This is a genomic window from Micromonospora terminaliae (assembly GCF_009671205.1).
Taxonomy (GTDB): Bacteria; Actinomycetota; Actinomycetes; order Mycobacteriales; family Micromonosporaceae; genus Micromonospora; species Micromonospora terminaliae.
This window is the reverse complement of the sequence record NZ_CP045309.1, coordinates 6,201,277-6,226,000: the sequence shown is the minus strand read 5'-3', so window position 1 is coordinate 6,226,000 and position 24,724 is coordinate 6,201,277. Positions and strand designations below refer to the sequence as shown.

General features: G+C 75.3%; 27 protein-coding genes. 12 read left to right on the top strand and 15 right to left on the bottom strand.

The features are described from left to right. Positions 1 to 63 precede the first annotated feature (63 nt). On the top strand, positions 64 to 228 hold the full coding sequence (locus tag GCE86_RS31905) for a hypothetical protein (RefSeq protein WP_204341679.1): 165 nt from the start codon (positions 64 to 66) through the stop codon (positions 226 to 228). A gap of 25 nt (positions 229 to 253) precedes the next feature. On the opposite strand, the gene GCE86_RS28985 is transcribed toward GCE86_RS31905, so the two are convergent. Further along, the gene (locus GCE86_RS28985) at positions 254 to 736 is read right to left on the bottom strand and encodes a DUF2231 domain-containing protein (protein ID WP_154229842.1); all 483 of its coding nucleotides are present in this window, start codon (positions 734 to 736) and stop codon (positions 254 to 256) included. A gap of 174 nt (positions 737 to 910) precedes the next feature. Here GCE86_RS28985 and GCE86_RS28980 point away from each other — a divergent pair, with 174 nt between their 5' ends. Together GCE86_RS28980 and GCE86_RS28975 are read left to right on the top strand one after the other, a co-directional pair. After that, the gene (locus GCE86_RS28980) at positions 911 to 1,339 is read left to right on the top strand and encodes a Fur family transcriptional regulator (protein WP_091260714.1); all 429 of its coding nucleotides are present in this window, start codon (positions 911 to 913) and stop codon (positions 1,337 to 1,339) included. Positions 1,340 to 1,381: 42 nt separating this feature from the next. Next, positions 1,382 to 2,233, top strand: a complete 852-nt coding sequence (locus GCE86_RS28975) for an oxygenase MpaB family protein (protein ID WP_154229841.1) — start codon at positions 1,382 to 1,384, stop codon at positions 2,231 to 2,233. Between the two features lie 25 nt (positions 2,234 to 2,258). Here GCE86_RS28975 and GCE86_RS28970 read toward each other — a convergent pair whose 3' ends face one another. The 11 genes from GCE86_RS28970 to GCE86_RS28925 all read right to left on the bottom strand — a co-directional run bounded on the left by GCE86_RS28970 (position 2,259) and on the right by GCE86_RS28925 (position 10,526). Further along, positions 2,259 to 3,104 carry a RecB family exonuclease gene (locus GCE86_RS28970; protein ID WP_239542331.1) on the bottom strand — a complete coding sequence of 282 codons (846 nt, stop codon included), beginning with the start codon at positions 3,102 to 3,104 and terminating at the stop codon, positions 2,259 to 2,261. Between the two features lie 132 nt (positions 3,105 to 3,236). Next, entirely contained in the window at positions 3,237 to 3,851 is a 615-nt protein-coding gene (locus tag GCE86_RS28965) for a MarC family protein (protein WP_154229839.1), read from the bottom strand. Positions 3,852 to 3,882: 31 nt separating this feature from the next. Next, positions 3,883 to 4,749 carry a PHP domain-containing protein gene (locus GCE86_RS28960; protein ID WP_154229838.1) on the bottom strand — a complete coding sequence of 289 codons (867 nt, stop codon included), beginning with the start codon at positions 4,747 to 4,749 and terminating at the stop codon, positions 3,883 to 3,885. A 21-nt stretch (positions 4,750 to 4,770) separates the two neighbouring features. After that, positions 4,771 to 5,979, bottom strand: coding sequence for a TolB-like translocation protein (locus GCE86_RS28955; RefSeq protein WP_244317107.1), 1,209 nt, complete (start codon positions 5,977 to 5,979; stop codon positions 4,771 to 4,773). A 56-nt stretch (positions 5,980 to 6,035) separates the two neighbouring features. Next, complete coding sequence (locus GCE86_RS28950; RefSeq protein WP_244317105.1) at positions 6,036 to 6,734, bottom strand: SigE family RNA polymerase sigma factor; 699 nt, start codon at positions 6,732 to 6,734, stop codon at positions 6,036 to 6,038. 102 nt (positions 6,735 to 6,836) lie between these two features. Further along, positions 6,837 to 7,712, bottom strand: a complete 876-nt coding sequence (locus GCE86_RS28945) for a PH domain-containing protein (RefSeq protein ID WP_154229835.1) — start codon at positions 7,710 to 7,712, stop codon at positions 6,837 to 6,839. Positions 7,713 to 7,718: 6 nt separating this feature from the next. Then, on the bottom strand, positions 7,719 to 7,877 hold the full coding sequence (locus tag GCE86_RS31760) for a hypothetical protein (RefSeq protein WP_167537080.1): 159 nt from the start codon (positions 7,875 to 7,877) through the stop codon (positions 7,719 to 7,721). 119 nt (positions 7,878 to 7,996) lie between these two features. Next, entirely contained in the window at positions 7,997 to 8,695 is a 699-nt protein-coding gene (locus GCE86_RS28940) for a DUF6758 family protein (RefSeq protein WP_338106333.1), read from the bottom strand. Between the two features lie 53 nt (positions 8,696 to 8,748). Continuing rightward, positions 8,749 to 9,372, bottom strand: a complete 624-nt coding sequence (locus GCE86_RS28935) for a TrmH family RNA methyltransferase (RefSeq protein ID WP_154229833.1) — start codon at positions 9,370 to 9,372, stop codon at positions 8,749 to 8,751. A 53-nt stretch (positions 9,373 to 9,425) separates the two neighbouring features. Beyond that, a complete protein-coding gene (locus GCE86_RS28930) occupies positions 9,426 to 9,917 on the bottom strand; it encodes a hypothetical protein (protein ID WP_154229832.1) in 492 nt (163 codons plus the stop codon). A 93-nt stretch (positions 9,918 to 10,010) separates the two neighbouring features. After that, positions 10,011 to 10,526, bottom strand: a complete 516-nt coding sequence (locus tag GCE86_RS28925; protein ID WP_154229831.1) for a MaoC family dehydratase — start codon at positions 10,524 to 10,526, stop codon at positions 10,011 to 10,013. 546 nt (positions 10,527 to 11,072) lie between these two features. On the opposite strand from GCE86_RS28925, the gene trxA reads away from it, so the two are divergent. The 3 genes from trxA to GCE86_RS28910 all read left to right on the top strand — a co-directional run bounded on the left by trxA (position 11,073) and on the right by GCE86_RS28910 (position 12,929). Beyond that, positions 11,073 to 11,441 (top strand): thioredoxin, encoded by a 369-nt coding sequence (gene trxA / locus GCE86_RS28920; RefSeq protein WP_091260735.1) that lies wholly within the window; start codon positions 11,073 to 11,075, stop codon positions 11,439 to 11,441. Positions 11,442 to 11,589: 148 nt separating this feature from the next. Then, positions 11,590 to 12,030, top strand: a complete 441-nt coding sequence (locus GCE86_RS28915) for a hypothetical protein (protein WP_154229830.1) — start codon at positions 11,590 to 11,592, stop codon at positions 12,028 to 12,030. After that, positions 12,027 to 12,929, top strand: coding sequence for an HTTM domain-containing protein (locus tag GCE86_RS28910; protein WP_154229829.1), 903 nt, complete (start codon positions 12,027 to 12,029; stop codon positions 12,927 to 12,929). The genes GCE86_RS28915 and GCE86_RS28910 overlap by 4 nt, the downstream gene beginning before the upstream one ends. Here the strand turns inward: GCE86_RS28910 and GCE86_RS28905 are convergent. From GCE86_RS28905 to GCE86_RS32445, 3 genes are all read right to left on the bottom strand, one after another. Further along, positions 12,843 to 14,309 carry a dynamin family protein gene (locus GCE86_RS28905; RefSeq protein ID WP_204341678.1) on the bottom strand — a complete coding sequence of 489 codons (1,467 nt, stop codon included), beginning with the start codon at positions 14,307 to 14,309 and terminating at the stop codon, positions 12,843 to 12,845. The two genes, GCE86_RS28910 and GCE86_RS28905, sit on opposite strands and share 87 nt — an antisense overlap. Continuing rightward, a complete protein-coding gene (locus GCE86_RS28900) occupies positions 14,306 to 16,162 on the bottom strand; it encodes a dynamin family protein (RefSeq protein ID WP_244317104.1) in 1,857 nt (618 codons plus the stop codon). Before GCE86_RS28900 ends, GCE86_RS28905 begins: the two co-directional genes overlap by 4 nt. 101 nt (positions 16,163 to 16,263) lie before the next feature. After that, on the bottom strand, positions 16,264 to 17,193 hold the full coding sequence (locus GCE86_RS32445) for an IniB N-terminal domain-containing protein (protein ID WP_154229828.1): 930 nt from the start codon (positions 17,191 to 17,193) through the stop codon (positions 16,264 to 16,266). 285 nt (positions 17,194 to 17,478) lie between these two features. Here GCE86_RS32445 and GCE86_RS28890 point away from each other — a divergent pair, with 285 nt between their 5' ends. The 6 genes from GCE86_RS28890 to GCE86_RS28865 are packed head-to-tail and all read left to right on the top strand — an operon-like array spanning position 17,479 to position 24,716. Beyond that, the gene (locus GCE86_RS28890; protein WP_154229827.1) at positions 17,479 to 18,711 is read left to right on the top strand and encodes an Hsp70 family protein; all 1,233 of its coding nucleotides are present in this window, start codon (positions 17,479 to 17,481) and stop codon (positions 18,709 to 18,711) included. A gap of 11 nt (positions 18,712 to 18,722) precedes the next feature. Then, a complete protein-coding gene (locus GCE86_RS32440) occupies positions 18,723 to 21,272 on the top strand; it encodes a helix-turn-helix transcriptional regulator (protein WP_154229826.1) in 2,550 nt (849 codons plus the stop codon). After that, entirely contained in the window at positions 21,269 to 23,110 is a 1,842-nt protein-coding gene (locus GCE86_RS28880) for a sensor histidine kinase (protein WP_163636710.1), read from the top strand. Before GCE86_RS32440 ends, GCE86_RS28880 begins: the two co-directional genes overlap by 4 nt. Continuing rightward, the gene (locus GCE86_RS28875) at positions 23,107 to 23,550 is read left to right on the top strand and encodes a roadblock/LC7 domain-containing protein (RefSeq protein ID WP_154229824.1); all 444 of its coding nucleotides are present in this window, start codon (positions 23,107 to 23,109) and stop codon (positions 23,548 to 23,550) included. Before GCE86_RS28880 ends, GCE86_RS28875 begins: the two co-directional genes overlap by 4 nt. Continuing rightward, the gene (locus GCE86_RS28870; RefSeq protein ID WP_154229823.1) at positions 23,528 to 23,908 is read left to right on the top strand and encodes a DUF742 domain-containing protein; all 381 of its coding nucleotides are present in this window, start codon (positions 23,528 to 23,530) and stop codon (positions 23,906 to 23,908) included. Before GCE86_RS28875 ends, GCE86_RS28870 begins: the two co-directional genes overlap by 23 nt. A gap of 58 nt (positions 23,909 to 23,966) precedes the next feature. After that, complete coding sequence (locus tag GCE86_RS28865; RefSeq protein WP_154229822.1) at positions 23,967 to 24,716, top strand: cellulose binding domain-containing protein; 750 nt, start codon at positions 23,967 to 23,969, stop codon at positions 24,714 to 24,716. Positions 24,717 to 24,724 lie beyond the last annotated feature (8 nt).

The window sequence follows — 24,724 nt, the reverse complement described above, 5'->3', positions numbered from 1 at the left end:
GCGCCGGCCGGGTATGCGGGCCCGCCGCCAACCGTTCCGCCGCCGCCCGGCTGGCGGCCGCCGGTGCACGTGCAGCCGACGCCGCCGCGCCGGCTGCCGCCGCAGGACATGGCCGCCATGGACCAGGCCGAGGGGCAGGCGCAGCGGCTCACCTACGGCATCGGCGCCGTCGTCGGCGTCGTGCTGGTGCTTCTCACCTGCCTGCTCTGCTCACGCCTGCTCTTCTGAGCCGGCCGGGCCGCCACGGACCGGGTCAGACGATGCCGCTCCACACCATCTTGGCGCCGCTGTCGCCGGTCAGGTAGACGTAGATCAGCGCGAACACGGCGAGCACGACCACCACGGCGGTGAGCACCAGGGGCAGCCAGCGGGGCAGGTTGCGGGTCCGGGCGAGGCCGCTCGTCACCAGCAGGAGCAGGAGTGCCGCCATGGCCAGCCCGACGGTGAACCAGAGAAGGTTCTCGCCGTACTCGGAGTGCTCGTGGATCTTCTGGAGGCCCTCCGGCGGGTAGCCCCGGCTGCGCAGCACCTCCTCCAGTTCCTCGCCGGACTCCGTCGCCACCCAGGTGACGATCGGGGTGAGCACGGCGAGGACCGCCACCGCCCACCCCATCCGGGGCCGCCAGCGGGGCAGCACCCCGTACGCGACGGAGAGCAACGCCAGCAGCGGCACGAGCACCACCGCGGCGTGTACGACCAGGACGTGGCCCGGCAGACCGTTGACTTCCCTGAACACCGACACCTCCGGCGAGTGGACGGGATCGCGCGGCCAGCGTACGACGTGATGATCCGCCGGCACGCTTCCGTACACCGACACACGCACGGCTGACGGGCGCGGTTCACCTGTGGCCCGGACCACCCACGGTCACGCTCGCTTGTCGGCCCCGGTGCACCGTGCTGTCATGGACGCATGTCCACGGGTGAGGAACTGCTCCGGTCGAAGGGCCTTCGGGTCACCCGGCCGCGCCTCGCCGTGCTGGACGTGCTCGCCGCCGGCGGTCACCTGGAGGTCGACGAGATCACCCGCCGGGTCCGCGAGCGTCTCGACTCGGTCTCCACCCAGGCCGTCTACGACGTGCTCGGTGCGCTCTCCCGGGCCGGGCTGTCCCGCCGGATCGAGCCGGCCGGGAGTCCCGCCCGCTACGAGGCCCGCGTGGGCGACAACCACCACCACGTGGTGTGCCGGGGCTGCGGCGAGATCGCCGACGTCGACTGCGCCACCGGCGACGCGCCCTGCCTCGACCCGAACGTCGCGCACGGCTTCGAGGTCGACGAGGCGGAAGTGACCTTCTGGGGGCTCTGCCCGGCCTGCCAGGCCCGCCGCTCCGCCGACGACTGAGGGGAGACGCCGGGTCCGCGCGAAGCGTGGCACTCTTGGTCGGTGGACTCCGATGACCTCGGCCTGTTCGGTCCGGGATCGGTCACGTGGAAGGTGCACGAGGAGCCGATCCTGATCGTCGCCGGCCTGCGTTCGCTCTACCTCCAGGCACTGCACCCCCGCGCCATGGCGGGCGTGGCCCAGAACAGCAACTACAAGACGGACGCGTGGGGCCGGCTGGTCCGCACGGCCACCTACGTGGCCACGACGATCTACGGCACCACCGCCGAGGCGGAGGCCGCCGGCCGGCGGCTGCGTACGCTGCACGCCCGGATGCGGGCCAGCGATCCGTTCACCGGCGAGCAGTTCCGCATCGACGACCCGGACCTGCTGCGCTGGGTGCACGTCACCGAGGTCGAGTCGTTCGTCAGCACCGCGCGCCGGGCGGGGCTCGCCCTGACCGACGACGAGGTCGACGGCTACTACACCGAGCAGCGCCGGGCGGCGGCCCTGGTCGGGCTGGACCCGGCCGACGTGCCGGGCACCGCCGCCGAGGTGGCCGACTACTACCGCCGGGTCCGGCCGGAGCTGCGGATGACCCGGGAGGCGGCGGAGACCGCACTCTTCCTGACCGCCCCGCCGATCCCGTGGAAGCTCAGCCTGCCGGTGCGGCTCAGCCTGCATCTCGGCCCGCCGAGGTGGGCGTACCTGGGGATCGCCGGCACGGCGCTGGCACTGCTGCCGGCCTGGGCCCAGCGGCTGTACGGCGGCCTCGGCCTGCCCACCACCGCGCTCTCGGCGGACCTGAGCGTCCGCGCGCTGCGGCTGGCCCTGGCGGCGGTGCCGAGGCGCTACCGGGAGGGCCCGCTGCTGCAGGCCGCCAAGGAGCGTGCCGCGCGCCTCGCCGCGGCCTGACCCGCCGGCAGCTCGATCCCGCGGCTCAGTCCTGGTCGGTGGCCGGCTCGGCGGGGCGCTCGACGGCCGCCCACGGATCCTTGGCCGGGGTGCGGGCGCCGGCCGGGCAGGTGCGCCGGTAGTCGCACCAGCCGCAGCGCGGCCCCGGCTCGGTGGGGAACGCCTCGTCGGGGTCGGCGCCGTCGGCCACGGCCCGCTCGGCGGCCATGATGTCCCGTGCGGTGTCCTCGGCGCGGGTGAGCTGCCGCTGCAACGACTCCGGCGTGTGCTCGTGCGCGGCGACCGTGCCGGTGGGCAGGTGGTGCAGCTCGACCCGGCGGCAGGGGCGGCGGAACACCCGCTCGGCCGCGTAGGCGTAGAGCGCGAGTGCCTGCGAGCCCCGCGCGTCGTCGCCGTCGAGGCCGGTGCGGCCGGTCTTGTAGTCGACGATGACCAGCTCGGGCCGGCCGTCGGGGCCGGGGCGGGAGTCGATCCGGTCGGTGCGGCCGTTGAAGGCGAGCACCGCCGTCTTCACGGCGACCACCCGCTCCACCCCGACCGGCTCGTCGGCCGGGTCGAGCCCCGCCACGTAGGACTCCAGCCAGGACAGCGCCCGCCGGAACGCGTCCCGCTCCTGCTCGTCGTCGCGATAGCCCTCGCGGACCCAGGTGCCCTTGAGCAGGGTGCCCAGCACCTCGGGGCGGCGGCGGTCGGGGGCCAGCGCGTACCAGTTCTTCAGGGCCGTGTGGACGCTGGCGCCCAGCGAGTTGTGCGCCCACGGCGGGCCCTTGGGCGGCGCGGGGCGGTCCACGTACGAGTAGCGGTAGCGCCGGGGGCAGTCGGCGTAGGCACCGAGCTTGCTGGGCGTGCAGACGAAGAGCCGCTCCGGCATGCCCTCGAAGCCGAGCTGCTCGGTCTGCTCGGCCCGGGGCCGGGGTGGCCGGCCGCCGGTGGGTCGTCCGGTCGGGGAGGGTCGTCGCACGCCTGAGATCCTGCCACCCCGGTACGACAGGGCCGGAACGGCTCAGCCCATGTTGAGGTACTGCGTGACGAACGCGGCGATCGCGTCGGCGATGAGCTGCACGGCGATGGCGGCCAGCAGCAGGCCGGCGATCCGGGTCAGCACCTCGATGCCGCCCGGCCGGAGGACCTTGACGATGCCGCCGGAGAAGCGCAGGACCACCCAGACGGCGACCATGACGGCGACGATCGCGGCAGCGATGGCCAGGTAGTCGGTGAAGCCACCGGCCCGCTGCACGAAGAGCATGGTGGCGACGATGGCGCCGGGGCCGGCCAGCAGCGGGGTGCCCAGCGGCACCAGCGCGATGTTGGAGGTGGCCTGCTGGTTGGGATCGTCGGACTTGCCGGTCAGCAGTTCCAGCGCGACGAGGATCAGCAGCAGCCCGCCGGCGGCCTGCAACGCGGGCAGGTCGACGTGCAGGTAGGCAAGGATCGTCTGCCCGGCCACGGCGAACACGACGATCACCCCGAGCGCCAGCGCGACGGCCTGCCTGGCGGCCCGGTTCCGGTCGCGGGCGGCCAGCGGTCCGGTCAGCGCCAGGAAGATCGGCATCATGCCGGGCGGGTCGACGATCACCAGCAGGGTCACGAAGACCTCGCCGAAGAGCTTGAGATCCACTCGGACACGGTAGCCGCGTGGCCGGAACGCTTCAGCTCGAAGCGACCGGGGTCACCCCCCGGGCCAGCTCGACGATCCGCTCGTACGCCCCGGGCGCGGTGGTGAACGCGCCGAGCCGGACGGTCTTGTGCGTGCCGTGGAAGTCCGACGATCCGGTGACCAGCAGCCCCAGCTCGGCGGCCAGCGCCCGGACGTGCTCCCGCTCCGCCGGGCTGTGGTCCTCGTGGTCGGCCTCCAGGCCGGCCAGCCCGGCCGCCGCCAGGTCCACGATCAGCTGGTCCGGCACGATCCGGCCCCGCCGGCTGGCGCGCGGGTGGGCGAAGACCGGCACCCCACCGGCCGCCCGGACCAGCGCCACGGCCCGGAACACGTCGATGTCCTCCTTGGGCAGCCGGTACCGCTCGCCCAGCCAGCGCGGCCCGAACGCCTCGGTCGTGGTGGCGACCAGCCCGGCCCGGATCAGCGCCTGCGCGATGTGCGGGCGGCCCACCGTCCCTCCGGCGGCGCCGGCCAGGATCTCCGACCAGCTCACCGGGATCCCGTCGGCCTGGAGCAGCCGCACGATGCGCTCGCCGCGCTCCTCCCGCCTGCGCCGGACCCGGGCCAGCTCGGCGACGAGGTCCGGCTCGGTCGGGTCGAAGAGGTACGCGAGCAGGTGCAGCGGGATCGCCGGCTCGACGCCGAACCAGCGGCAGGAGAGCTCGGCGCCCCGGATCAGGGTGAGCCCGGGCGGCAGGGCGGCCACGGCGGGCTCCCAGCCGGCCGTGGTGTCGTGGTCGGTGAGCGCCACGACGTCGAGGCCGGCCGCGGCGGCGGCCCGGACCAGCTCGGCGGGGCCGAGGGTGCCGTCGCTGGCGGTGGAGTGGGTGTGCAGGTCGATCCGGGCGGCCGCGCTCACCCCGCCGACGCTACGCCCCGGTCAGGAGCGGGTGTCGGCGACCACCACGGGGCGCTCGTTCGGGCCCACCCCGTCGAGGGGCGAGGCGGTGGGACGCTCGCCGGCCAGCACCCGGTCGGGGCGTACCCGCACCAGGCCGCCGGTGGCGTCGACGTGCAGCGCGGCCCCGCTGCGGGTCCAGGCCACCGCACCGGCGACGGCCGGGCCGGCCGGGCGGGTGGTGGTGGCGGTGGTGCCACGGAGGCCGGCCAGGTCGACGAGCACGGCGCCCGTGCGCGTGTTGGCCAGCAGCCACCGCCCGTCGGCGGAGACCCCGCCGAGGCCGTCGGTGGCCACGGCCGGACCGCAGCCGGTGCGGACCGGGGCGAGGTCGCGGGCCGGGTCGAGCAGGGCCACGCAGGGCCGCCGGGGCGTGCCGGCGGAGACCAGGCCGACCACCCGGCCGTCGGGCAGCGTCCCGTAGACGGCGAGCACGTCCGGGCGGGCCGCGCCCGGCGTCGTGCCCGCCGAGCGTCGCCAGACGCCGACCCCGCCGCGGTCCGGCTGCCGGACCAGCACGGCGTCGCCGGCGAAGCCGACCGGCGTCGCCCCTTCGGCGGCCGTCGTCCGCGTGCTGGCCACGAGCTGGCCCCCCACCACGCCGGCGGCGACCAGGTGGGCGCCGTCGCGCCAGGCGACCTGCCGCCCGTCGGGGGACACCACCACGGCGTCCGCCCCGGCGAGCAGCACGTGCGGGTCGCTGCCGTTGGGCGGCACCCACCAGAGGGTACGGCCGGCCGCGGTGGCCTCCGACGTCACGAGCCAGCCACCGTAGTCCGGGACCCGCTGCGCCCGCTCGACGCCGCTCACCCCGGTCAGTTCCCGGCGCTCGCCCCCGCTGGTGTCGAGCCACGAGCCGACGATCAGGTCGAGCTCGGCGCGTACCGGGCCCGGGCCGGGCGCCGGGCTCGTGGCCGTGGGCAGCGGTGAGGGCGAGAACCCGTCCGGGTCACCGAGCACCACGGTCGGCGTGCCGCCGTGCCCGGAGGGCCCGCCGAGCTGGGCCATGCCGGTGGTGACGAGCACGGTTGCCACGCCGGCCAGGGCGAGCCCGGTCAGCGTGCGACGCCGCGCGGTACGCCGGGCCCGCCGGAGCGCGGCGCCGGCCGGGTCGGCGGGGAGCGGCCGGGACGTGGCGACGCGGCCGGCCAGCGTCTGCCGCAGCGCCCGTTCCAGCTCGTCCTCGGTCACGGGTAGTTGACGCTCCGGACCGCCCGTCCGGTTGTCGCAGTCCCCCGGCGTGCGGCTCATCGGGACTGCACCGGGACGGACGCGGCGGGCCGCGCGGGGGCCGCGCCGGGGAGCGTGGCCGGCCGGACCACCGGCGGCGCGGGGACGGACGGCGGCGCCGGGGCGGCCGGCGGCGCGGCCGGCTGCCGGACCACCCGCGGCGGGGTACGCGGCGCGGGCGGCGCGGTCTGCTCCTCGGGCGCGGCCGGCAGGCCGAGGGCCTCCTCGGAGCCGAGTCGGCGGCGCAGCGTGTTCAACGCCCGCGAGGTCTGGCTCTTCACCGTGCCCGGGGAGATCTCCAGCAGGGCGGCGGTCTGCGCCTCGGACATGTCCTCGTAGAAGCGGAGCACGAGCACGGCCCGTTGCCGGGCCGGGAGCGCCTGGAGGTGCCGCCACAGCGCGTCCCGGTCGAGCTGCTGCTCGATCTCGTCGACCCCGGCCCGCTCGGGCAGCACCTCGGTGGGGCGTTCGCCGTGCCAGCGCCGGCGCCACCAGCTGGTCGAGGTGTTGACCAGGACCCGGCGGGCGTACGGCTCGATGGCGTCGATCCCGCCGAGCCGCTTCCAGGCCAGGTAGGTCTTGGTGAGCGCGGTCTGGAGCAGGTCCTCGGCGGTGGCCCAGTCACCGGCCAGCAGGTACGCGGTGCGCAGCAGGGCGCCGGAGCGGGCCGCGACGAAGTCGCGGAACTCCTCCTCCAGCGGATCCCTGCTGGCCACGCCCACCTCCACACCCCGTTCTGCCTGGCAGGCTCCCACGGTAGAGCGCGGTGGGGCGACGGCAAAAGGTGCGCAGTTCCTCCGATGTTCGGACAGAAAGCTTCAGGCGCCGTCGTCGGCCTTCGCCTCGTCCTGCTCCTTGCCGATCCGCGCCTCGACGGCCTGCGGCTCGTACATCTCTTCGACGACGCGCAGGTAGAGCTCGTTCGGGTTGGGCAGGTTCTTGATCTCGCGGAGCGCCTGCTCCTGGCCGGCCGACTCGAGCACGAAGGTGCCGTAGTTGAGCGCCCGGCCGCTCGGGGTCTGCTCGTACTTCATGTCGGTGACCCGGACCAGCGGCATCATGGCCACCCGGCGGGTGATGATCCCGTTGACCACCATGACCCGCTTGTTGGTGAGGATGAAGCGGTCGTACCACCAGTCGGCGACCCGCCAGGCGACCCAGCCCATCACGGCGAACCAGAGCAGGACCGCGACGGTGGTCAGCGCCCCGACGTCGCGCCCGGCGAGGAAGCCGGAGAGGTAGCCGAGCACGAAGGTCGCCGCGATGCCGACGATGATCGGGGTGGAGAGGTGGACCCAGTGCCGCTTCCACTCGCCCCGGAAGCGCTCGGTGGGGAAGAGGTACCGGGCCGCCAGGGCGCTCGGCTCGTCCTCCATCGGCAGCACCCGGCGGGGGGCCATGCCGGAGGCGTCGGCGCGCAGGCCGGCGAGCTCCTCCTCGGAGATCTGCGGGCTCTGGTAGCCGGCCTCCGGGTCGCGGATCCAGCCGCGGCCGGACCGCCCCTCCCCGGCGTAGGCCGGGCCGTCACCGAAGGCGGCGTCGTCCGAAAGGGAAGGACCGGGGCCGTAGCCGGTGCCCGCGCCGAAGCCCGGCCCGTCGTCGGGGTCGATCCGCGGGATGGGCTCGGTGTCGCGCTCCCGGCGCTCCCGGTCGGGATCGTCGGGGTCGAACGGCGGACCGGCGGGGCTTCCCATGGGCGGTTAGGCGACCAGGTTGGTGAAGAAGTCGCCGAAGCCCTGGGCGATGTCCATGATTCCGCCGCCGAGGGACTTGGCCACGTCCGCGGCGGAGTTGGGCCGGTAGGCGATAAAGAAGATCAAGAATGCGACCAGGGCCCAGGTGAGGACCTTCTTGACCATGATGGGCCATCCTCTCGCGCGGCGCCGGGCCCCATTATCACCGGGGATACCCAGAGTATCAGTGCAGTGTCGTACAGTGAATATCTGCGTCCGTTCTCCGACTCGCCGGTGCCGGCCGGTCAGGCCCGCCCGTGCAGGTACGGAGATGGTGCGCCGTACACGAGTTCGGGCGGTGTCCACTCGGTGAGGTCGTGCAGCACGACTTCTTCCGCGAGGAGGTGACCCGCACTCGCCGGCCAGGCTATCGCATGGAGCCACATTCCCCGAGCCTCGCCGGCGTACGCGCTTCGATCCGTCGGAGAATTCACGAGCCACAGTGGAGTGGGGTGGCCGCCCACGCGGATCTTGGCGTGCGGCACCCGTTCGGGGTGACCAGGGCCGGGATCGGCGAGCGCCTCCGCCACCTCGGGCCCCGGGTCGGGGCCGGGCAGGCCCGCGAGACGGGATCCGAGCCCGACGCCGGGCTCCTCGGCGACGAAGAGGAGATCGGCCGGCCCACCGTCGAGTGGGGCCGGACCGGCGCAGGCGACCGCCGTGGCGCGGACGCCGGACCGGTCGTCCCCCGCCCAGGCGACCCCGGTCAGCGTCCACCCCGTGGGCAGCGGCCACGGGCACCACAGCGGCATTCCCGGCCGCCCGTCCGGGTCCGCGCCGGCGGCCACCCGCTCCACCACGCTCGCCATGATCTCGGCACCGATGTGCCCCGGCACGTGCAGCGGCGGCACCGGACCGCAGCGCAGGCACCGGTATTCGCCGTGCATCAGGTCCGGCTCCCGGACCGGGCCCGCGCACCTGGGACAACTCACCGCGACACTCACGTCTTCACCGTCACCCCGGACCGGCGGGCCGTCAAGCGGAGCGGCCGGATCGGTCACTCCGGTGGCGGTCCGGCGTACGTCCGGATCCAGGCGTGCATGGCGATCCCGCTGGCCACGCCCGCGTTGATCGAGCGGGTCGAGCCGTACTGGGCGATCGAGAACAGCTGATCGCAGGCGGTCCTCGCGACCTCGGAGAGGCCCGGCCCCTCCTGGCCGAAGAGCAGCACGCAGCGCCGGGGCAGGGTGCCGGTCTCCAGCGGCTTCGAGCCGGGCAGGTTGTCGATGCCGACGACCGGCAGGCGCTCCCCCGCCGCCCAGGCCACGAACTCCTCGATCGTCGGGTGGTGCCGGACGTGCTGGTAGCGGTCGGTCACCATGGCGCCCCGCCGGTTCCACCGCCGGCGCCCGACGATGTGCACCTCGGCGGCGAGGAAGGCGTTGGCGTTGCGGACGACCGTGCCGATGTTGAAGTCGTGCTGCCAGTTCTCGACGGCCACGTGGAAGTCGTGCCGGCGCCGGTCGAGGTCGGCCACCACGGCCTCGCGCCGCCAGTAGCGGTAGCGGTCCACGACGTTGCGCCGGTCACCCTGGGCGAGCAGCTCCGGGTCGTAGCGCGGGTCGTCCGGCGGGTCGCCGGGCCAGGGCCCCACACCCACGTCGAGCTGGTCGTCGGTCACGGTCTGAAGAGGGTACGGCCCGTCCGGCGGGCCGGCCGCCACGGGTTCGACGGTCAGCGGAGGTCCAGCGCGCCGGCGAGCCGGTCGAGGAAGCGCCGGTCGGCGGGGCTCGGTGCGGGCTCGCCGGCCCGGCACACCCGGGCCGCCACCGACTCCACCCACTGCCGGTACGCGGCCGAGTCGGCGGGGTCGGCGCGCCGCTGGAGCACCCGCACGGCGGCCCGGGCGGCCGCGAGCAGGTCGACCAGGTCGGTGAGGCGCTCGTCCCGCTCGGCGGCGCCGTCGTGGCGGGCGTAGATCGTGGCGACCACGGCTCGGACCAGGTCGCTGTCGAAGGCCCGGCCGGCGGCAACCGCGTCGAGCCCGGCCAGCCCGGCGGCGACGCCGCGCGGCGGGCGCCCCGGACCGGGCGTGGCGGCGGCGACGAGGACGCGGCCCGGCAGGTCGGTCAACAGATCCCACTCCGCCGCGGAGTAGACGGCGGTGGTCAGCGGTGCGGCACGGCGGCCGGCAGAGGGCGGCTCTCCGGCGACGGAGTGGCTCATGGTGACCTCCGGCGTCAGCATATGCCCCGGAACGGGAAAAGGGCCCCTTCCCCGCGGATCGGAAAAGAGGCCCTTCCGGGCGTACGGGAGGGGTCAGCGCGGCTCGGGGAAGCTGGGCCGCTCGGGGTCGACGCCCTCGGGCAGGGCCGCGGCCGCGTACTCCCTCTTGGGGACCATGACCTTGCGGCGGAACACGCAGACCAGCGTGCCGTCCTGGTTGTAGCCCCGGGTCTCCACCGCGACCACGCCGCGGTCCGGCTTCGAGGAGGACTCCCGCTTGTCCAGCACGGTGGTCTCGCCGTAGATGGTGTCGCCGTGGAAGGTCGGCGCCACGTGCCGCAGCGACTCGATCTCCAGGTTGGCGATCGCCTTTCCGCTGACGTCCGGCACCGACATGCCGAGCAGGAGCGAGTAGATGTAGTTGCCGACCACCACGTTGCGCTTGAACTGGCTCGCCGACTCGGCGTAGTGGGCGTCCATGTGCAGCGGGTGGTGGTTCATGGTGAGCAGGCAGAAGAGGTGGTCGTCGTACTCGGTGACCGTCTTGCCGGGCCAGTGCCGGTAGACGGCGCCGACCTCGAACTCCTCGTAGTAGCGGCCGAACTGCATCCTTGTCCCCTTCGACGGGCGGCGATGGAGTTCGGCACAGCATGCCTTACCGCTTGTTAAGGCGAGGGGCGGGGCGCTGCCGGTGCGGAAAAGTCACACCCGGACCGACCCGGGTGGAGACGCAATGAGCGGCGGGGCCCTCCCCGGCACCCGCCGCCCACGCTCTGATGCAGGAGATTCTGCCGTACGCCGGTACTGTGACGACAGAGACGGACGTCACATTTATCTTTTCGTAACACTACTCGTAGTGACTCGCGATCACTCCACAAGCGATCTCCGCAGGCTCGATCGCCGCTTGTCAAGCGTCAAGTTACCGATTCGTAGCGCGCAGTCCGCGTGATCGTGTTGGGAACGCTCCCATCACGTCCCGTCACGCAAATGCGGCATGCACTTGCGTTCCGCAGGGCCAGGCGGAGAGACCTCGCTCGATGCGTCGCAGCGTCACCGCCAGGCTGCGGAGTGTTTCGTCGCGCACGTCACGGGAATGCGGAGGCATCCACCCTGGTTCCACGGGACGTAGGAAATCCGCGCTGATCGGAGAGTGCAATGGCAACGGTTGAGCTGACCACGGCCAACTTCGACGAGGTGACCGAACGCGACGGCATCGTGCTGCTCGACTTCTGGGCGGACTGGTGCGGCCCCTGCAAGCGCTTCGCCCCCGTCTACGAGCGCTCGTCCGAGAAGCACCCGGACATCGTCTTCGGCAAGGTCGACACCGAGGCACAGCAGGAGCTGGGCGCCAAGTTCAACATCAGCTCCATCCCGACGGTGATGGCCATCCGCGACGGCGTGATCGTCTACGCCCAGCCGGGCGCCCTGCCCGAGTCGGCGCTGGAGAACCTGATCGAGCAGGTCGAGCAGCTCGACATGGAGGACGTCCGCAAGAAGCTCGCCGAGCACGGCCACAAGCACTGAGCCACCGGCTCCGACACACCGGCCGGGTCCCCAACGGGGGGCCCGGCCGGTGCCGTCCGTGCCGCCCGGAAAGAGCGACACGGGCAGCCAGGAATGGACGACGGACCGACGCCTTCTAGCCACGTTCATCCCGTATCGTCACGAGCCGATGGAGACCTTGACCACCCGCGGGCGTGCCGTCCGGCTGGGCGCCACGCTGCTCGGGCTGGCGCTGCTCCTCCTCGGCACGGTGCGCGGGGTCGACGACGACTTCCCGTTCGGGCCGTTCCGGATGTACTCCACCTCCGAGCCGCCGGACGCGCCCGCACCCGACACCCGGGTCGAGGGCGTGGACCGCACCGGGGCCGTGGTGGCCCTCGGCCAGGACGCCACCGGAATCCGGCGCGCCGAGATCGAGGGCCAGCAGGACCGGTACGCCGCCGACCCGAGCCTGCTGCGCCAGGTCGCCGAGGCGTACGCCGAGCGCCACCCGGCCGCCCCCGCGCTGGTCGAGGTCCGCATCGTGGTCCGCTGGTACGACATCCAGGGCGGCCGGCCGACCGGCCGCTGGACCGACCGCACCGCCGTGCGCTGGGAGACCGTTCCGTGACCGGCTGGCTGACCGAGGCGGTCCCGCGCGGCCGGGTGGCCGCCTTCCGCACCCTCGTCTACCTCTTCGTCGCCGCCGACCTCCTGGTCTTCACCCCCTGGGTACGCACCCGGGTCGACGTGCCCGGCGACCTCTACCAGCCGCTGCTGATCGGGCGGCTGCTTCCGCTGCCCACCCCCACTCCGGCCCTGGTCGGCGTGGTCTTCTGGGTGCTGCTGGCGGTCTCCCTGCTCGCCGCCACCGGCCGGGCGCCCCGGCTGCTCGGCTGGACGGTCTTCGCCCTCTACTTCGAGTGGATGATCGTCGCGATGAGCTACGGCAAGGTCGACCACGACCGGTTCGGGCTGCTCGTCGCGCTGGCCGCGCTGCCCACCGCCGGGCGGGCCCGGCACGGCGACCCGACCCGCACCGAGGCGGGTGGCTGGGCGCTGCGGGTCACCCAGATCGCGGTCATCTGCACCTACTTTCTGGCGGCCTGGGCCAAGTTCCGCTTCGGCGGCCTGGACTGGGCCACCGGCTCGGTGCTGGCCCGGGCGATCATCCGGCGGGGCACCGACCTGGCCGACGTGGTCGCCCAGGTGCCGCACCTGCTGATCGTCGCCCAGTTCGGCATCCTGGCCTTCGAGCTGCTCAGCCCGGTGGTCTTCCTGCTACGGGAGCGGTGGCGGCTCGCCGCCGTCGGCTTCTTCTACTCGTTCCACCTGGTGACCATCGCGACGATCACCATCTCGTTCGCGCCGCACCTGGCGGCCATGACCAGCTTCCTGCCCCTGGAGAAGGTCCGCCCGATCGCCTGGCTCCGCCGGCGCCGGTCACCGGCCTCCCTCGGCCAGCTCGGCGAGCATCCCCTCGCAGCTGCGGACGACGACCTGGGCGCCGCGCCGCTGGGCCAGCCGTAGCAGCGGATCCTCGGCGCGGTTCCGCCACCGCCACTGGGCCTCCGAGGCGACGTCCCACAGCCGGTGCACCGTGGCGTCGTGCTCCACGCCGAGCCGGGCCGCGAGGCCGATCCCGTCGCCGCCGACCAGCCGCGCCGCCTCGGCCGCCAGGTCGGCGTCGAACCCGAGCCGGGTGGTCCGCAACGCGGCGAGCAGGCGCAGCTCGCGGAACTCGTGCGCCCCGACGAGGATCTGCTCGACCCGGCCCAGCAGGTCTTCCGTACCGGGGCCGGGCTCGGCCCGCACCAGCGCCTCGACGGCCGCCAGCGCCGAGCGCGCCTTGAGGGTGTCCCGCCGGTCGATCAGGAGGCGGGCCATCGACTCGCGCAGCTCGGCCAGGCCGCTGCGCCGGATCAGCTCGGCGGAGAGCTTCGCCCGGCTGTCGCAGCCGGTGCGGACCAGCGTGGTCGCCAGCCGGATCCCGAAGAGCCCGAGCCGGTCCAGCAGCGCGGCGCGTACGCCGGTGTCGATCCGGACGGGCAGGTCGCCGCGGAGGAAGCGGTCGGCCGAGAGCAGGTGCGTCTCCAGCTCCGGACGGGGCACCCGGGCCAGCGCCGCGAGCACCGCGTGGTCGGACTCGCTGAGGATCCGGCCGGCCAGCCCGAGCAGGCCGCTGCACGGGACGACGTGCACGCTGAGCTCGTTCACCCGGGGGTCCCGGTGCTGTCGGCGGGCGAGCCGGCGAGCGGTGAGCAGGCCGTCGATCCGGCCACCGCCGGTCTCGTCCACCCGGGACAGCACCATGATCACGTGCACGGCGGCGGCCTGCCCGACCGCGCTCTCCCGGCTGGTCTCCAGCACGCGCAGGTCGCTGTCGCGCCCGTCGCGGGTCAGGTACAGCACCGCGTCGGCGTCCCGCAGCACCCGCTCCATCACCGGCGCCCGGCCCTGCTCGTCGCGGCCGGTGGCCGGGGTGTCGATGAGCGTCACCTGGCGCAGCGTCCGGGTGGGCCACTGCACCACGATGTCGCGCAGCTCGCCCGCCCGCCAGCCGACCAGGTCCACCCGCATCCCGGTCGCCGACTTGGCGATCGCCAGCTCCTGCGGCGGCTGCCCGCTCGCGTACGCGGTGGCGCTCGGCTGCGGCCCGTCCTCGTACCAGGTGAAGACGGTGCTGCCGTCCACGCCGTCGACCGGCGCGACCTCCTCGCCCATGATCGCGTTGAGCAGGGTCGACTTGCCGGACCGCCACGGGCCCGCGATCGCGATCCGCAGCGGTTGCTCCAGCCGGGCCAGCTGGTGCCGCAGGTGGTCCGTCGCCCGGGGATTGTCCCGGTAGTGCTGGAGCGCCTCGTGCAGCAACCCCCAGACCGCCTCGTCCAGCCGCAGCCCGACCGTCATGGCCGGGGCTCCAGCGGCGCCGGGGCCGGCCGGGCGCCGGTCAGCTGCTGGGCCTGGTCGAAGAGGCCGGCCAGCCGGGTCATCTTCAGCCGGATCTCGCGCTGCCGCTGGTCGCGGACGGCCGCGTCGGTGTCGGCGGCCTGCTTGGCGCTGCGGAACGACCGGATGATGGCCTCCTGGAGTTCCTCGGTCAGCGCCGTGAAGTGGTCCCGCAGCATCCGCTGGACCTGCCGCACGGCGTCCCGGCGGTCCTTGGTGACCCGGACGAAGAAGTCGTCCACGTGCCGCTGGATCGCCGTCTTGACGACCGCCTGGCGGCGGCGGAGCAGTTGCTTGCTCTCGTCGCGGATGCTCTTGCCGCCGAACAGGGCGCCGACCCCCACCGACAGCGGGTTGATCATGGGCATCCCGGCCAGCGTCGTCGCCAGCCCGACCATGAGCAGGCCGCCGTACGAACCCCGCATGCCGCTGATCAGCTTCTGGCTCGTGGTGAACCGGTCGACGGTGGGCCTCTCCAGTTCCGGCAGGCCCGCACCCGGGTCCGGGGGCGCCGTCGCCGACCAGGGCGGCAGCACGTCGCCGCCGTACCGGGCGAAGGTGTCGGCCACCCGGCGGGCGGCCCAGTCGCAGCGCCGGACGAGCCACTCGTGGTTTGCCTCCGCCGCCTCCGTGAGGCTGCGCTCCAGCCACTCCTGGAACGTGTCCCAGCTGACCAGCGGATCGGCGCTGTCGAAGGCGTCGTCCACCTCCCGCAGGATCTGCCGGGTGCGGTCGCGCAGGTCGTACTCGATGTCGGAGAGCAGGTCGGCCATCTCGTCGGCCAGCGTGTTCTGCCACCTGGTGGAGCAGCGGCGCAGCTCGTCGACCTCCCGCTGCGCCGCGTGGAGCCGGGAGATGGGTCCGGACTGCTCCTCGACCTCCTGGCTCTCCAGCTCGGCGCGCAACGGCGCGGCCAGCTGTTCCACCACGGTCCGGGCGATCACGCCGACCGCGGCCCGGGCCAGGCGGTCGGACTTGCCGGCGAGGTCCCGCTGCAGCCGGGCGATCAGCACGGGAAAGCCCGACTCGGCGTTCAGCTCCCGGTCGTCGCCGGCGGCCGCGCGCAGCCGCAGGGCCGCCGAGACCGGGATGACCGGCGCCGCCACACCGGCCTCGGCGAGGTGCTGCCGGTTGCGCTCGGCGACCGCGCGCCAGTCCGGCACGAGATCCGTCTTGGTCTGCACCAGCACCACGTTCGGGTGCGAGCGCGCGACGTGCAGCAGCATGGTCAGCTCACCGGCCGAGAGTTCCCGGGTGGAGTCGGAGACCAGCAGCACGGTGTCCGCCCACGCCGGCGCGGCGGTCGGGCCGGCGGCGACCAGCGCGGCCGCCTCCTCCGTGCCCGGGGTGTCCACCAGCACCAGCCCGGAGCCGAGCAGCGCGCGCGGCAGTCCGATCTCGACGTACGCGGGACCGCCGCCAGGCCGCCGACCGAACGTGCCGGCCACCCCGGCGGCGACCTGGTCCAGCGGCACCGGGGTCCGCTCGCCGGTTCCCGGGAGCGCCGCGGCGGTCCGGCCCGGGGCGGGCGGCGGCGCCTGGACCAGGGCGGCCGACGGGACCTCCGCGTGCTGCACAACGGTGGGGAGCACGGTGGTGCGGCCGTCGCCGACCGGGCAGGCCGGTGCGTTGACGATGGCGTTGATGAGCTGGCTCTTGCCCTGCTGCGACTCGCCGACGACCAGGACGCGCAGCCGGGGGTCCAGCAGTTGCACCCGCTTCTGGCGCACCGTCTGGAGCAGGTCGCCCCGCCCGTGTGCGCCGCACGTACGGGCGATCTCGTCGAGCACGTCCAGCCAGATCCCCGCGATCACGCACCAAGTGTGCGCATTTCAGCGCAATTATCAAGAGGGTCGTGAACGCCAACCGGAACGGGAGGCCGGATCGGGCCTCCCGTCCCTGGCTGAGCACTCGGTCAGAGCAGCCCGCCCAGCAGGCCGCCGTCGGTCGAGCCGTGCACGTCGCCGTGGACCCCGGCGGCGTGCGCCCCGGCGTCGCCGCTCACCCCGTCGGTGATCCCGCCGGTCAGGCCACCGACCGTGCCCGTCACACCGCTGACCGTGCCGGTGACGCCGGAGAGGGTGCTGTCCACCTGGTGCGTCACACCGTCCACGGTGGCCGGGACGTGCACCGGCGGAACCACGCCCGAGCCGTCGCCCAGGCCGAGCCCGCCCAGGGTGTGGTCGACGCCGAGCGAGCCGACGACGCCGTCGACCTGGGCCTGCGTGCCGCCCAGGACGCCCAGGTCGCCGCCGCCCAGCAGGCCACCGTCGTGCAGCACGTCCACGCCGGACGTGGTGCCGAGCGGGTCGCCGGCCGTCCCGGCGATGTCCCCGACGACCGGGTCGGCGGCGGTGTCCACGGCGCCCACCACGTCCGAGTCGAGGGTGTCCGCCACGTCGTGCACCGCGGTCAGGTCGGTGCCGAGCCCGCCGGGCCCGACGCCCAGGCCGACGCCCGGGACCAGCGACGCACCCGCGTACAGGCCGGCCGGGTCGACCGCGATGGCGCCCAGCGCGCCGGCCGAGACGTCCACGCCGCTGTGGGAGCTGCTCACGCCGACCTGGTACGGCAGCGCCTGGAGCTGGCCGACCACGTCGGTGGCGTCGCTCGTGAGCGGGTCGAGCCCGAGCTGCCCGGCCACCGGGGCCACCGGCGCGAGCCCGGCCGCGCCGGGGGCGTAGTCGACCACCAGCGGAACGACGTCCTGCACGTCGGCGGCGGTGACGTCGGTGAGCCCCGCGGCCTGCAGCGCACCCTCCGGGTCGAGGTCGAAGGCCGACCGCGCGTCGGGGTCGGTGAGCAGGTTGAGCACGAAGTCGTGCAGGGTCTGGTGCGAATCCATGGGGGCGTCTCCTCGAAGTAGCGTCAGCACCGTCGTGCCGCGACAGTGACGCTAGGGCCGGGGATCCGTGCCGTCATCGGGGCGCGACCCGCAACCGCCCCCCGCCGATTAGGGCCCTCGCCCCCTCGTGCGTTAGGGGGACAGGGGGAGCCGGGCCGGCCGGAGTTAGGGTACCGGGTCGGCGGTGATCTCTGGTACGAACGTAGGAGCCCACGGGGTTCGCCGGGGGTGGGTCCACACGGTGCCGACACCGTCCCCAGGCCACTCGCGGTGGAGGAAGAACGAATGCCGTACGTCCTGGGGTTGGACATCGGAAACACCGGCACGGCCGCCACCGTCGCGAGACGGCGGGGCGAGACCTGGGCCCGTCCCGAGGTCGTCGCGCTGGGCGGCGGGTCCCCGGTCGTACCGTCGGTGCTGCACCTGGCGCCCGACGGAGCGCTGGTGGTCGGCGAGCCCGCCACCGACGACGGCAGCCGCACCACCCGCGACTTCGTCCGCCGGGTCGGCGACGACGTGCCCCTCCTGCTCGGCGGTGAACCGTGCCCGCCGGAGACGCTGGTCGCGGAGCTGGCGGCGTGGGTGGTGCACCGCGTGGCCGCCCACGAGGGCGCCTTCCCCGAGGCCGTCGTGCTCAGCCATGCCGCCGGGTGGGGCCCGCACCGGCGCGACCTGCTGTACCGGGCGCTGTGGACCCTCGACCTGCGCACTGTGACGCTGCTCCCCCGCACGGTCACGGTGGCCGAGAGCCACGCCGCCCGAGGCTTCCCGGGCACCACGGCCGCGGTCTACGCCCTCGGCGGCGACACCTTCGAGGCGGCGCTGGTCCGCCGCAACGCGCGGGGCAGATATGAGACGTTCGGCCTCCCGCAGGGCCTCGAGTCGCTCGGCGGCACCGACTTCGACGAGGCGCTCGCCGAACACGTGCGGGCCGCGCTCGGCCCCGGGCTCGCGCCGCACGGGCTGCTGGCGGAGTGCGAGCGCGTCAAGCGCGAGCTGACCATCGGCACGGAGACCGACGTCGTGCTCACCCTGGTGGACGGGCCGGTGCGGGTGCCGGTGACCCGGGCCCGGTTCGAGGACCTGATCCGGCCCGCGGTGCGCGCCACCGTCGACCTGCTGGTGCGGACCGTGCACTCCGCCGGGCTGACGCCGGCGCAGCTCGACGCCGTCCTCCTGGCGGGCGGCTCGGCCCGGATCCCGCTGGTCCGCGAACTGCTCACCGCGGCCCTGCCCGTTCCCGTCGAGGTGGAGCCGGACCCCCAGCTGACCGCCGCCACCGGCGCGGCGCTGGCCGCCGGCCAGGTGGTGTCCCCGCGCCCGCGCCGCCCCGCGCCGGCCGCCGCACCCGTCAGCGACGCCGGGCCTCCCGTCCCGGCCCGGCGGCACACCGAACCCGACCAGCCCCGGCACGGCGAGCCGCCGGCCCGCCCCCCGGTCCGGATCACCCCGCTGACCCTGCCGAAGACGTCCCGCCTGGCGCTGGCCCGGGGGCGCGGCCGGGATCGCGAAGGATGACCGTCATGATCATGAGTGCCGCCACGGACGCCCGGCTCGTGCTGGGCCCCGAGCCGACCGCCCTGCTCGGCGCGGTCGCGGCGGATCCCGGGCGCCCCCTCGCCCTCGGCGTGACGGGCCCCGGCGGCCACGGCAAGAGCGTCCTGCTCCGGGAGCTGGCGCGCGTCCACCGGGACGCGGGCGGGGCCGTGCGGGACGGCGCCCCGAGCCCGGACCAGCCGGTCGACCCGGAGACCGCGCTGGTGGTCGACGACGCGCACCTGCTGGACGACGCGCGGCTGGAGACGCTGCGCCGGCTGGTGGTCGGCCGCCGGCACCGGCTGCTGATCGGCTACCGGCCGTGGCCCCGGTCGGCCGCGCTGGCCCGGCTGGCCGACGCGCTGAAACGGGACGGGCAGCAGGTCGTGCTGGGCCCGTTCACCGCCGAGCAGACGCGCGACTACCTCGCCGGCGTGCCCGACCTCGACCGGGGCGACGAGCTGGCGGCGTTCGTGCACGGGCAGACCGGCGGAGTCCCGCGGGACGTCGAGCGGCTGGTCCGCGGGCTGCGCGGGCCGGAGCGCCCACCCGGACTCCCGGCCGAGCCGCCGCGGGCGGCCGTCCTGGCGTTCGGCACCGACCTGGAGGAACTGCCGCCGGACGCCCGGCGGCTGCTGCTGGCCGTCGCCGCGGGCGTGCCGCTGCCCGTGGACCTGCTCGGCCCGCTGCTCGACCGGGAGCCGGCGGCGGTGGACGACCTGGTGGCGTACACCAGGGCGGCCGGCCTGCTCGGGGCCGATGGCCGGCTCGCGCCGGTCGTGCGGCGGGCGGTCGTCGCGCTGAGCCCGGCCACCGACCGCACGGCGATCTGGCGCCGTCTCACCGAGGTGCAGCTCGGTCGTGGCGCCGCGGTGCTTCCGCTGGTCCGGTCCCTGCGGGCGGCGGGCGCGTTGGCCGACTGCCCGGCCGCGGCGCTGGAGGCCGCCGCCGAGGAGGCGCTGGGCGGCGAGCCCGCGCTCTCCGCCGAGCTGTTCGCCGCGGCCACCGCGGCCGGCCTGCCGGCCGGTGCCCGGGAGGCCGTCGCCGCCGCGCTCGCCGGCGACCTGGAGGCCGCGCTGCGGCTGGCGAACCGCCTGCTGGCGACGGCCCCGCCGCCCGTGCGGGCGGAGGCGGCCACGGTGGCCGCGACGGCGCTGGCGCACCGGGGCCAGGTGGAGCGCAGCGTCGAGCTGTACCGGTGGTCTCGCCTCGCCCCGTCCGCCGCCTTCGCCGCCGTCGGCGCGCTCGCCCTCGGCCGTCCGCCCACGGGCGCGGACCTGCCCGACGACCCGGCCGGCGGGCCGCCGACCCTGCACGCCAGCGCCGCGCGGCTGATGGCCGAGGGGGTACGGGAGAGCGTCAGCGGCCCGCCCACCACCGCGCTGTCCCGGCTGGTGCAGGCGACCGCGCTGCTGGAGCCGGACGGGCGGCGGGTGCTCCTGCCGGACAGCCCGGCCGCGCTCGCCGCGTTGACCGCCGTCCACTGTGCCGAGCTGGACATCGCGGAGGGGGTGCTGGACCGGGCCGTCGCCACCGGCATCGGCGGGCCCCTGATGGTCTGCCGCCACCGGCTGTTGCAGGCCTGGATCCTGATGGTCCGCGGCCAGACGGCCGCCGCGGCCGACCGGCTCGCCGCGGTGACGGCCGGCGGCCGGCCACTGGAGTCGCGTGACCTGCTCCTGGCCAGTGCGCTCCGGCTCGGCATCGCCCGGCGCACCAGCGACGTCGGGGCCTTGCAACGCGGTTGGGGCCCGGCGCTGGAGGCGGTGGTCCGGCACCCGGTGGACCTGTTCACGCTGCTGCCGCTGGGCGAGCTGGCGGTCGCGGGCGCCCGGCTGGGCGACCTGGACCGCCTGAAGCCCTACCTGCGGGAGGCCTGGCTGCTGCTGGACCGGCTCGACGGCCCGGCGCTGTGGAGCGCGCCGCTGCACTGGACCGGGCTGCACGCCGCGATCCTCACCGAGGAGCCGGCCGTCGCCGACGCCCACGTCGCCGCCCTGCTCGCCGCCGCCGACCACAGCCGGTACGCCGCCGTGGCCGCCGCGGCCGCCGCGAGCTGGGTCGAGGTGCTGCGCGGCGTCGTGGACCCGGTCCGGGTGGAGGCCGCCGCCCGCGGGCTGCACGACGCCGGCCTGTGCTGGGACGCCGCCCGCCTGGCCGGGCAGGCCGCGATCCGCACCTCGGACCGGCGGGCCATGACCACCCTGCTGGAGTGCGCCCGGGTGCTCCAGGCGCGGCCGGCCGCCCGCACGGGCGAGGCGGACGACGCACCGGCGACCGACGCCGGCACCGGTCCCACCCGCTACCGGCTCAGCGACCGGGAGCACGAGGTGGCCGAGCTGGTGCTGGCCGGCCTGACCTACCGGGAGATCGGCGACCGGCTCTTCATCTCGGCGAAGACGGTCGAGCATCACGTCGCACGGATGCGGTCGCGGCTGAACTGCGCCAACCGGGCGGAGCTGCTGGCCCTGCTGCGCACCGTCGTCGCCGACCGGTCGAGCGCGCCGGGCCGGCAACCCTGGCCGGAACGGGAGCCGCGGTGAACCGGCCGGCGGGGCGACCCGGTGACCCCGGCCTGCGGCTGAGGCTCGGCGCGCTGGCCGCCGTGCTGCTGACCCTCTGGGCGTACGCGGCGGTGCTGACCGTCCGGGACGCCGCCGGCCTGGTCCGGGTCCGGGCCCTGGCGAACACCCTCGGACAGCCCACCGACCTGCTGATCCTCACCCTCCAGTCCGAACGCCGGCTGACCGCCGAGACGCTCGCCGATGCGGGGCGCACCCGGGACGCACTGGCCGGGGCGCGCGACCGGACGGACGGCGCGGTCGCCCCCGTGCGCGGGTTCACCGAGGGCCACGACCCGCGGCTGCTCACGGCGGGCGCGGTGCGGCGCCGCGCCGACGAGCTGGTCCGGCAGTTGGCCGGGCTGGCCACCCTCCGGTCCGAGGTGGACAGCGGGCGGCTCGACCGGCCCGGCGCGGTGGCGGCGTACGACCGGCTGATCGACACCGCCTTCGCGGTGTACGGGCCGGAGTGGGGCGGGCGCGAGGACGAGCTGGCCGCCGAAACCCGGGCCGTCGTCGCGCTGGCCCGGGCCCGCGAGCTGCTCGCCCGCGAGGACACCCTGATGACCGCGGCCCTGGCCGGCGCCGGGCTCGGCGACGACGACCGGCGCCGCCTGGTCGAGCTGGTCACCACCCAGCGGTACGCCCGCACGGCCGCCGCCGCGGCGCTGCCGCCGGACGGACGCGACCGGCACCAGCGGCTGGTGGAGAGCCCCCGGTTCGCCGGCCTGCTGCGGATCGAGGACCGGCTGCTGCGGACGGCGGGCGCCGGCGGCACGGCCGGGATCGGTGCGCAGGGCTGGCGGGAGGCGGTCGACCCGGCCCTGAGCGGGCTGCGGGACCTGGTGACCAGCACGGCACGCGGCAGCGTCGAGCGGGCCGCCCCCGGCGCCGCCCTGGTGGTCACCCGTACCGGCGTGGTGGTGGGGCTCGGGCTCATCGCCGTGCTCGTCGTGCTGGTCGGCTGGGCCCGTGCCGTCCGCCGCCCAACCGGCGACGCGGCGTCGGAGCCGGCCGGGGCCGGCGAGCTCTTCCTGCGGCTGACCCGGCGCAACCAGGCCCTCCTGCACGAGCAGCTCACCCTGCTGGGCACCATGGAGCGGCGCGAGCGGACGGCGGAGGAGACGGCCGACCTGTTCCGGCTCGACCACCTCGCCACCCGGGTCCGGCGGAACGTGGAGAAGCTGGTGATCCTCGCCGGTGCGGTGCCGGCCCGCCGCTGGCGGCGGCCCGTGCCGCTGCTCGACGTGGTCCGCGGGGCGGTGGCCGAGGTGCCCGACTACCACCGGGTGCTGATCGCTCCGCACTGGCCGTGGACGCTCGCGGGGACCGCCGTCACCGACGTCGTCCACCTGCTGGCCGAGCTGATCGAGAACGGGCTGGCCTGCTCGCCGGAGCACACCACGGTGCGGGTCGCCGGTGAGCCGGGGCCGCAGGGCTGCGCCGTGGTGATCCTGGACGACGGGCCGGGCCTGGGCACCGCCGCGCTGGCCGAGGCGAACGCGCTCCTGGACGGTTCGCAGGCCGGCCACACCGGGTTGCGCGTCGCCGGCCTGCTCGCCGCCCGGTGCCGCGCCCGGGTCTCGCTCCGTCCCGGCCCGCGCGGCGGGACCGCCGCCGTCGTACTGCTCCCGCCCGGTCTCGTCACCCCGGCCACGCCCGCCGGCGACGGTGTGCCGGCCTCGCACCCGCCGGCTCCGGCGGTCGACGAGAGCGGGCTGCCCACACGGGTCCGCCCGTCCGGCGCGGTCCCGCCCGCGCCCACCGTCCCCGACAACCTCGCCACAACGCTCCGCAACAGCGGGAGAGGACCTGTATGACGCATTCAGCGGTCGCCACCGACAGCCTGACCGACGCCCTCGACGGCCTGGTCGACCGGGTCCCGGGGGCCGAGGTCGCCGTGGTCCTCTCCCCCGACGGCCTGCTGCTCGGCCGGTCCGGGCACCTGGCGGACCAACTCGCGGAGCATCTCGCCAGCCTGGTCAGCGGGCTGTACGCGCTGGGGCAGGCCGCCGGGCGGGTGTGCCTCGCCGGCGGGCTCCGGCAGGTCGTCGTGCAGATGGCGCGCTCGTTCGTGTTCGTCGCCACCACGCGGGGCGGCGCGATCCTCACCGTCCGGATGAGCGGAGACGCCGACGTCGGCGACATGGCGTACGAGGTGGCGCTGTTCGCGGCACAGGCCGAGCGCGCGCTGCCCGTCTACCTCGAAGCCCGGACGGCAACCGGCGGGACCAGCGGTGCGCACCACTGGAGACCGTGACGAGGCGTGGTACGACGAGGACGCCGGGCCGGTGGCCCGGCCGTACACGGTGACGCGCGGGCGCCTCACGTCCGAGCACGGCCAGCTCGACCTGATCTCCCTCGTGGTGACCCGGCGGAGCGTGCCTCCCTCGGCGCGGTTGTTTCCCGAGCAGGCGCGTATCGTCGACCGGTGCCACCGTCCACTGTCGGTGGCGGAGGTCGCCGCCGACCTGGAGCTTCCGTTGGGTACCGTCCGGGTGCTGCTCGGCGATCTGCTGGAGGTGGGGTTGATCGAGACGCACGAGCCGCCGTCACTGTCCGGGGCGCCGTCCAGGGAACTGCTCGAGGCGCTGCTCGACGGTCTCCGCACGCTGTGAGGTGCGGCGGAAACCGCGGGCTCCGGCCCGAGGGACGACCTGAAGGGGGAAAGGCCCAGTGCCGGCACCACCGTCCCCGCCACGGCGGACGCTGCCGATCATCCTGCTGGACGGGCTCGTGGCCGCGGCCCGGGCCGTGCGCCGCGCGGCCGCCGGCCGGCGGGACGGCTCGCGACTCGCCTACGTGGCCATCGTCGCCGCGCTGGGCGTGCTGCTCGCGACGGCGTACTCGATCGTCACGGTGCTGCGCACCCCGGAGCGGTTGACGCCGGTCGCCGTGGGTCCTGGCGGCAGCGTGCCGGCGACCGGGCCGGTCGCGACCGGAACGCCGGAGGACCACCCGGCGCCGACGGTGGCCCACCCCCGCACGTCCGTACCGCCCGTGACCACGGCCGCGCCCGCGGTCCCAGCCCCGCCGGCCACCCGGCCCTCGGCCGGGGCACCGCCGGGGACCACCACCCCGGCCCCACCACCGCCCGTCCCGCTGGGTGCCGCCTTCGCGGTCGAGGACAACGCCCTACTCAGCTACGGCGCCGCGGTGACGATCGACAACCCCGGTACGGCTCCGGCGCCGACCTGGACCCTGGTCGTCGTGCTGCCCCGCGATTCGCTCCGGGTCACCTCGGTCACCGGGGCGCGGGCCACCGGGGACGGCGCGACGTGGACCTTCGTGCCGGAGGAGGACGCTGCCGGGGTGCCCGGCCACGGCACGGTCCGGGTCACGTTCCGGGTTAACGGCGCGGCGCTCAGCGCCACGCCCACGGCGTGCACCATCGACGGCGCGGCCTGCACGGGCGTACCGGGCTGACCGGCGGG

Bases quoted from the DNA above. Each gene is read 5' to 3' on its own strand.
- GCE86_RS32440 (WP_154229826.1), top strand. From the start codon at position 18,723: ATGAGTGCCGCCACGGACGCCCGGCTCGTGCTGGGCCCCGAGCCGACC.
- GCE86_RS31760 (WP_167537080.1), bottom strand. From the start codon at position 7,877: ATGGTCAAGAAGGTCCTCACCTGGGCCCTGGTCGCATTCTTGATCTTC.
- GCE86_RS28905 (WP_204341678.1), bottom strand. From the start codon at position 14,309: ATGACGGTCGGGCTGCGGCTGGACGAGGCGGTCTGGGGGTTGCTGCAC.
- GCE86_RS28930 (WP_154229832.1), bottom strand. From the start codon at position 9,917: ATGAGCCACTCCGTCGCCGGAGAGCCGCCCTCTGCCGGCCGCCGTGCC.
- GCE86_RS28875 (WP_154229824.1), top strand. From the start codon at position 23,107: ATGACGCATTCAGCGGTCGCCACCGACAGCCTGACCGACGCCCTCGAC.
- GCE86_RS28980 (WP_091260714.1), top strand. From the start codon at position 911: ATGTCCACGGGTGAGGAACTGCTCCGGTCGAAGGGCCTTCGGGTCACC.
- GCE86_RS28890 (WP_154229827.1), top strand. From the start codon at position 17,479: ATGCCGTACGTCCTGGGGTTGGACATCGGAAACACCGGCACGGCCGCC.
- GCE86_RS28925 (WP_154229831.1), bottom strand. From the start codon at position 10,526: ATGCAGTTCGGCCGCTACTACGAGGAGTTCGAGGTCGGCGCCGTCTAC.
- GCE86_RS28970 (WP_239542331.1), bottom strand. From the start codon at position 3,104: ATGCCGGAGCGGCTCTTCGTCTGCACGCCCAGCAAGCTCGGTGCCTAC.
- GCE86_RS28915 (WP_154229830.1), top strand. From the start codon at position 11,590: ATGGAGACCTTGACCACCCGCGGGCGTGCCGTCCGGCTGGGCGCCACG.
- GCE86_RS28945 (WP_154229835.1), bottom strand. From the start codon at position 7,712: ATGGGAAGCCCCGCCGGTCCGCCGTTCGACCCCGACGATCCCGACCGG.
- trxA (WP_091260735.1), top strand. From the start codon at position 11,073: ATGGCAACGGTTGAGCTGACCACGGCCAACTTCGACGAGGTGACCGAA.
- GCE86_RS32445 (WP_154229828.1), bottom strand. From the start codon at position 17,193: ATGGATTCGCACCAGACCCTGCACGACTTCGTGCTCAACCTGCTCACC.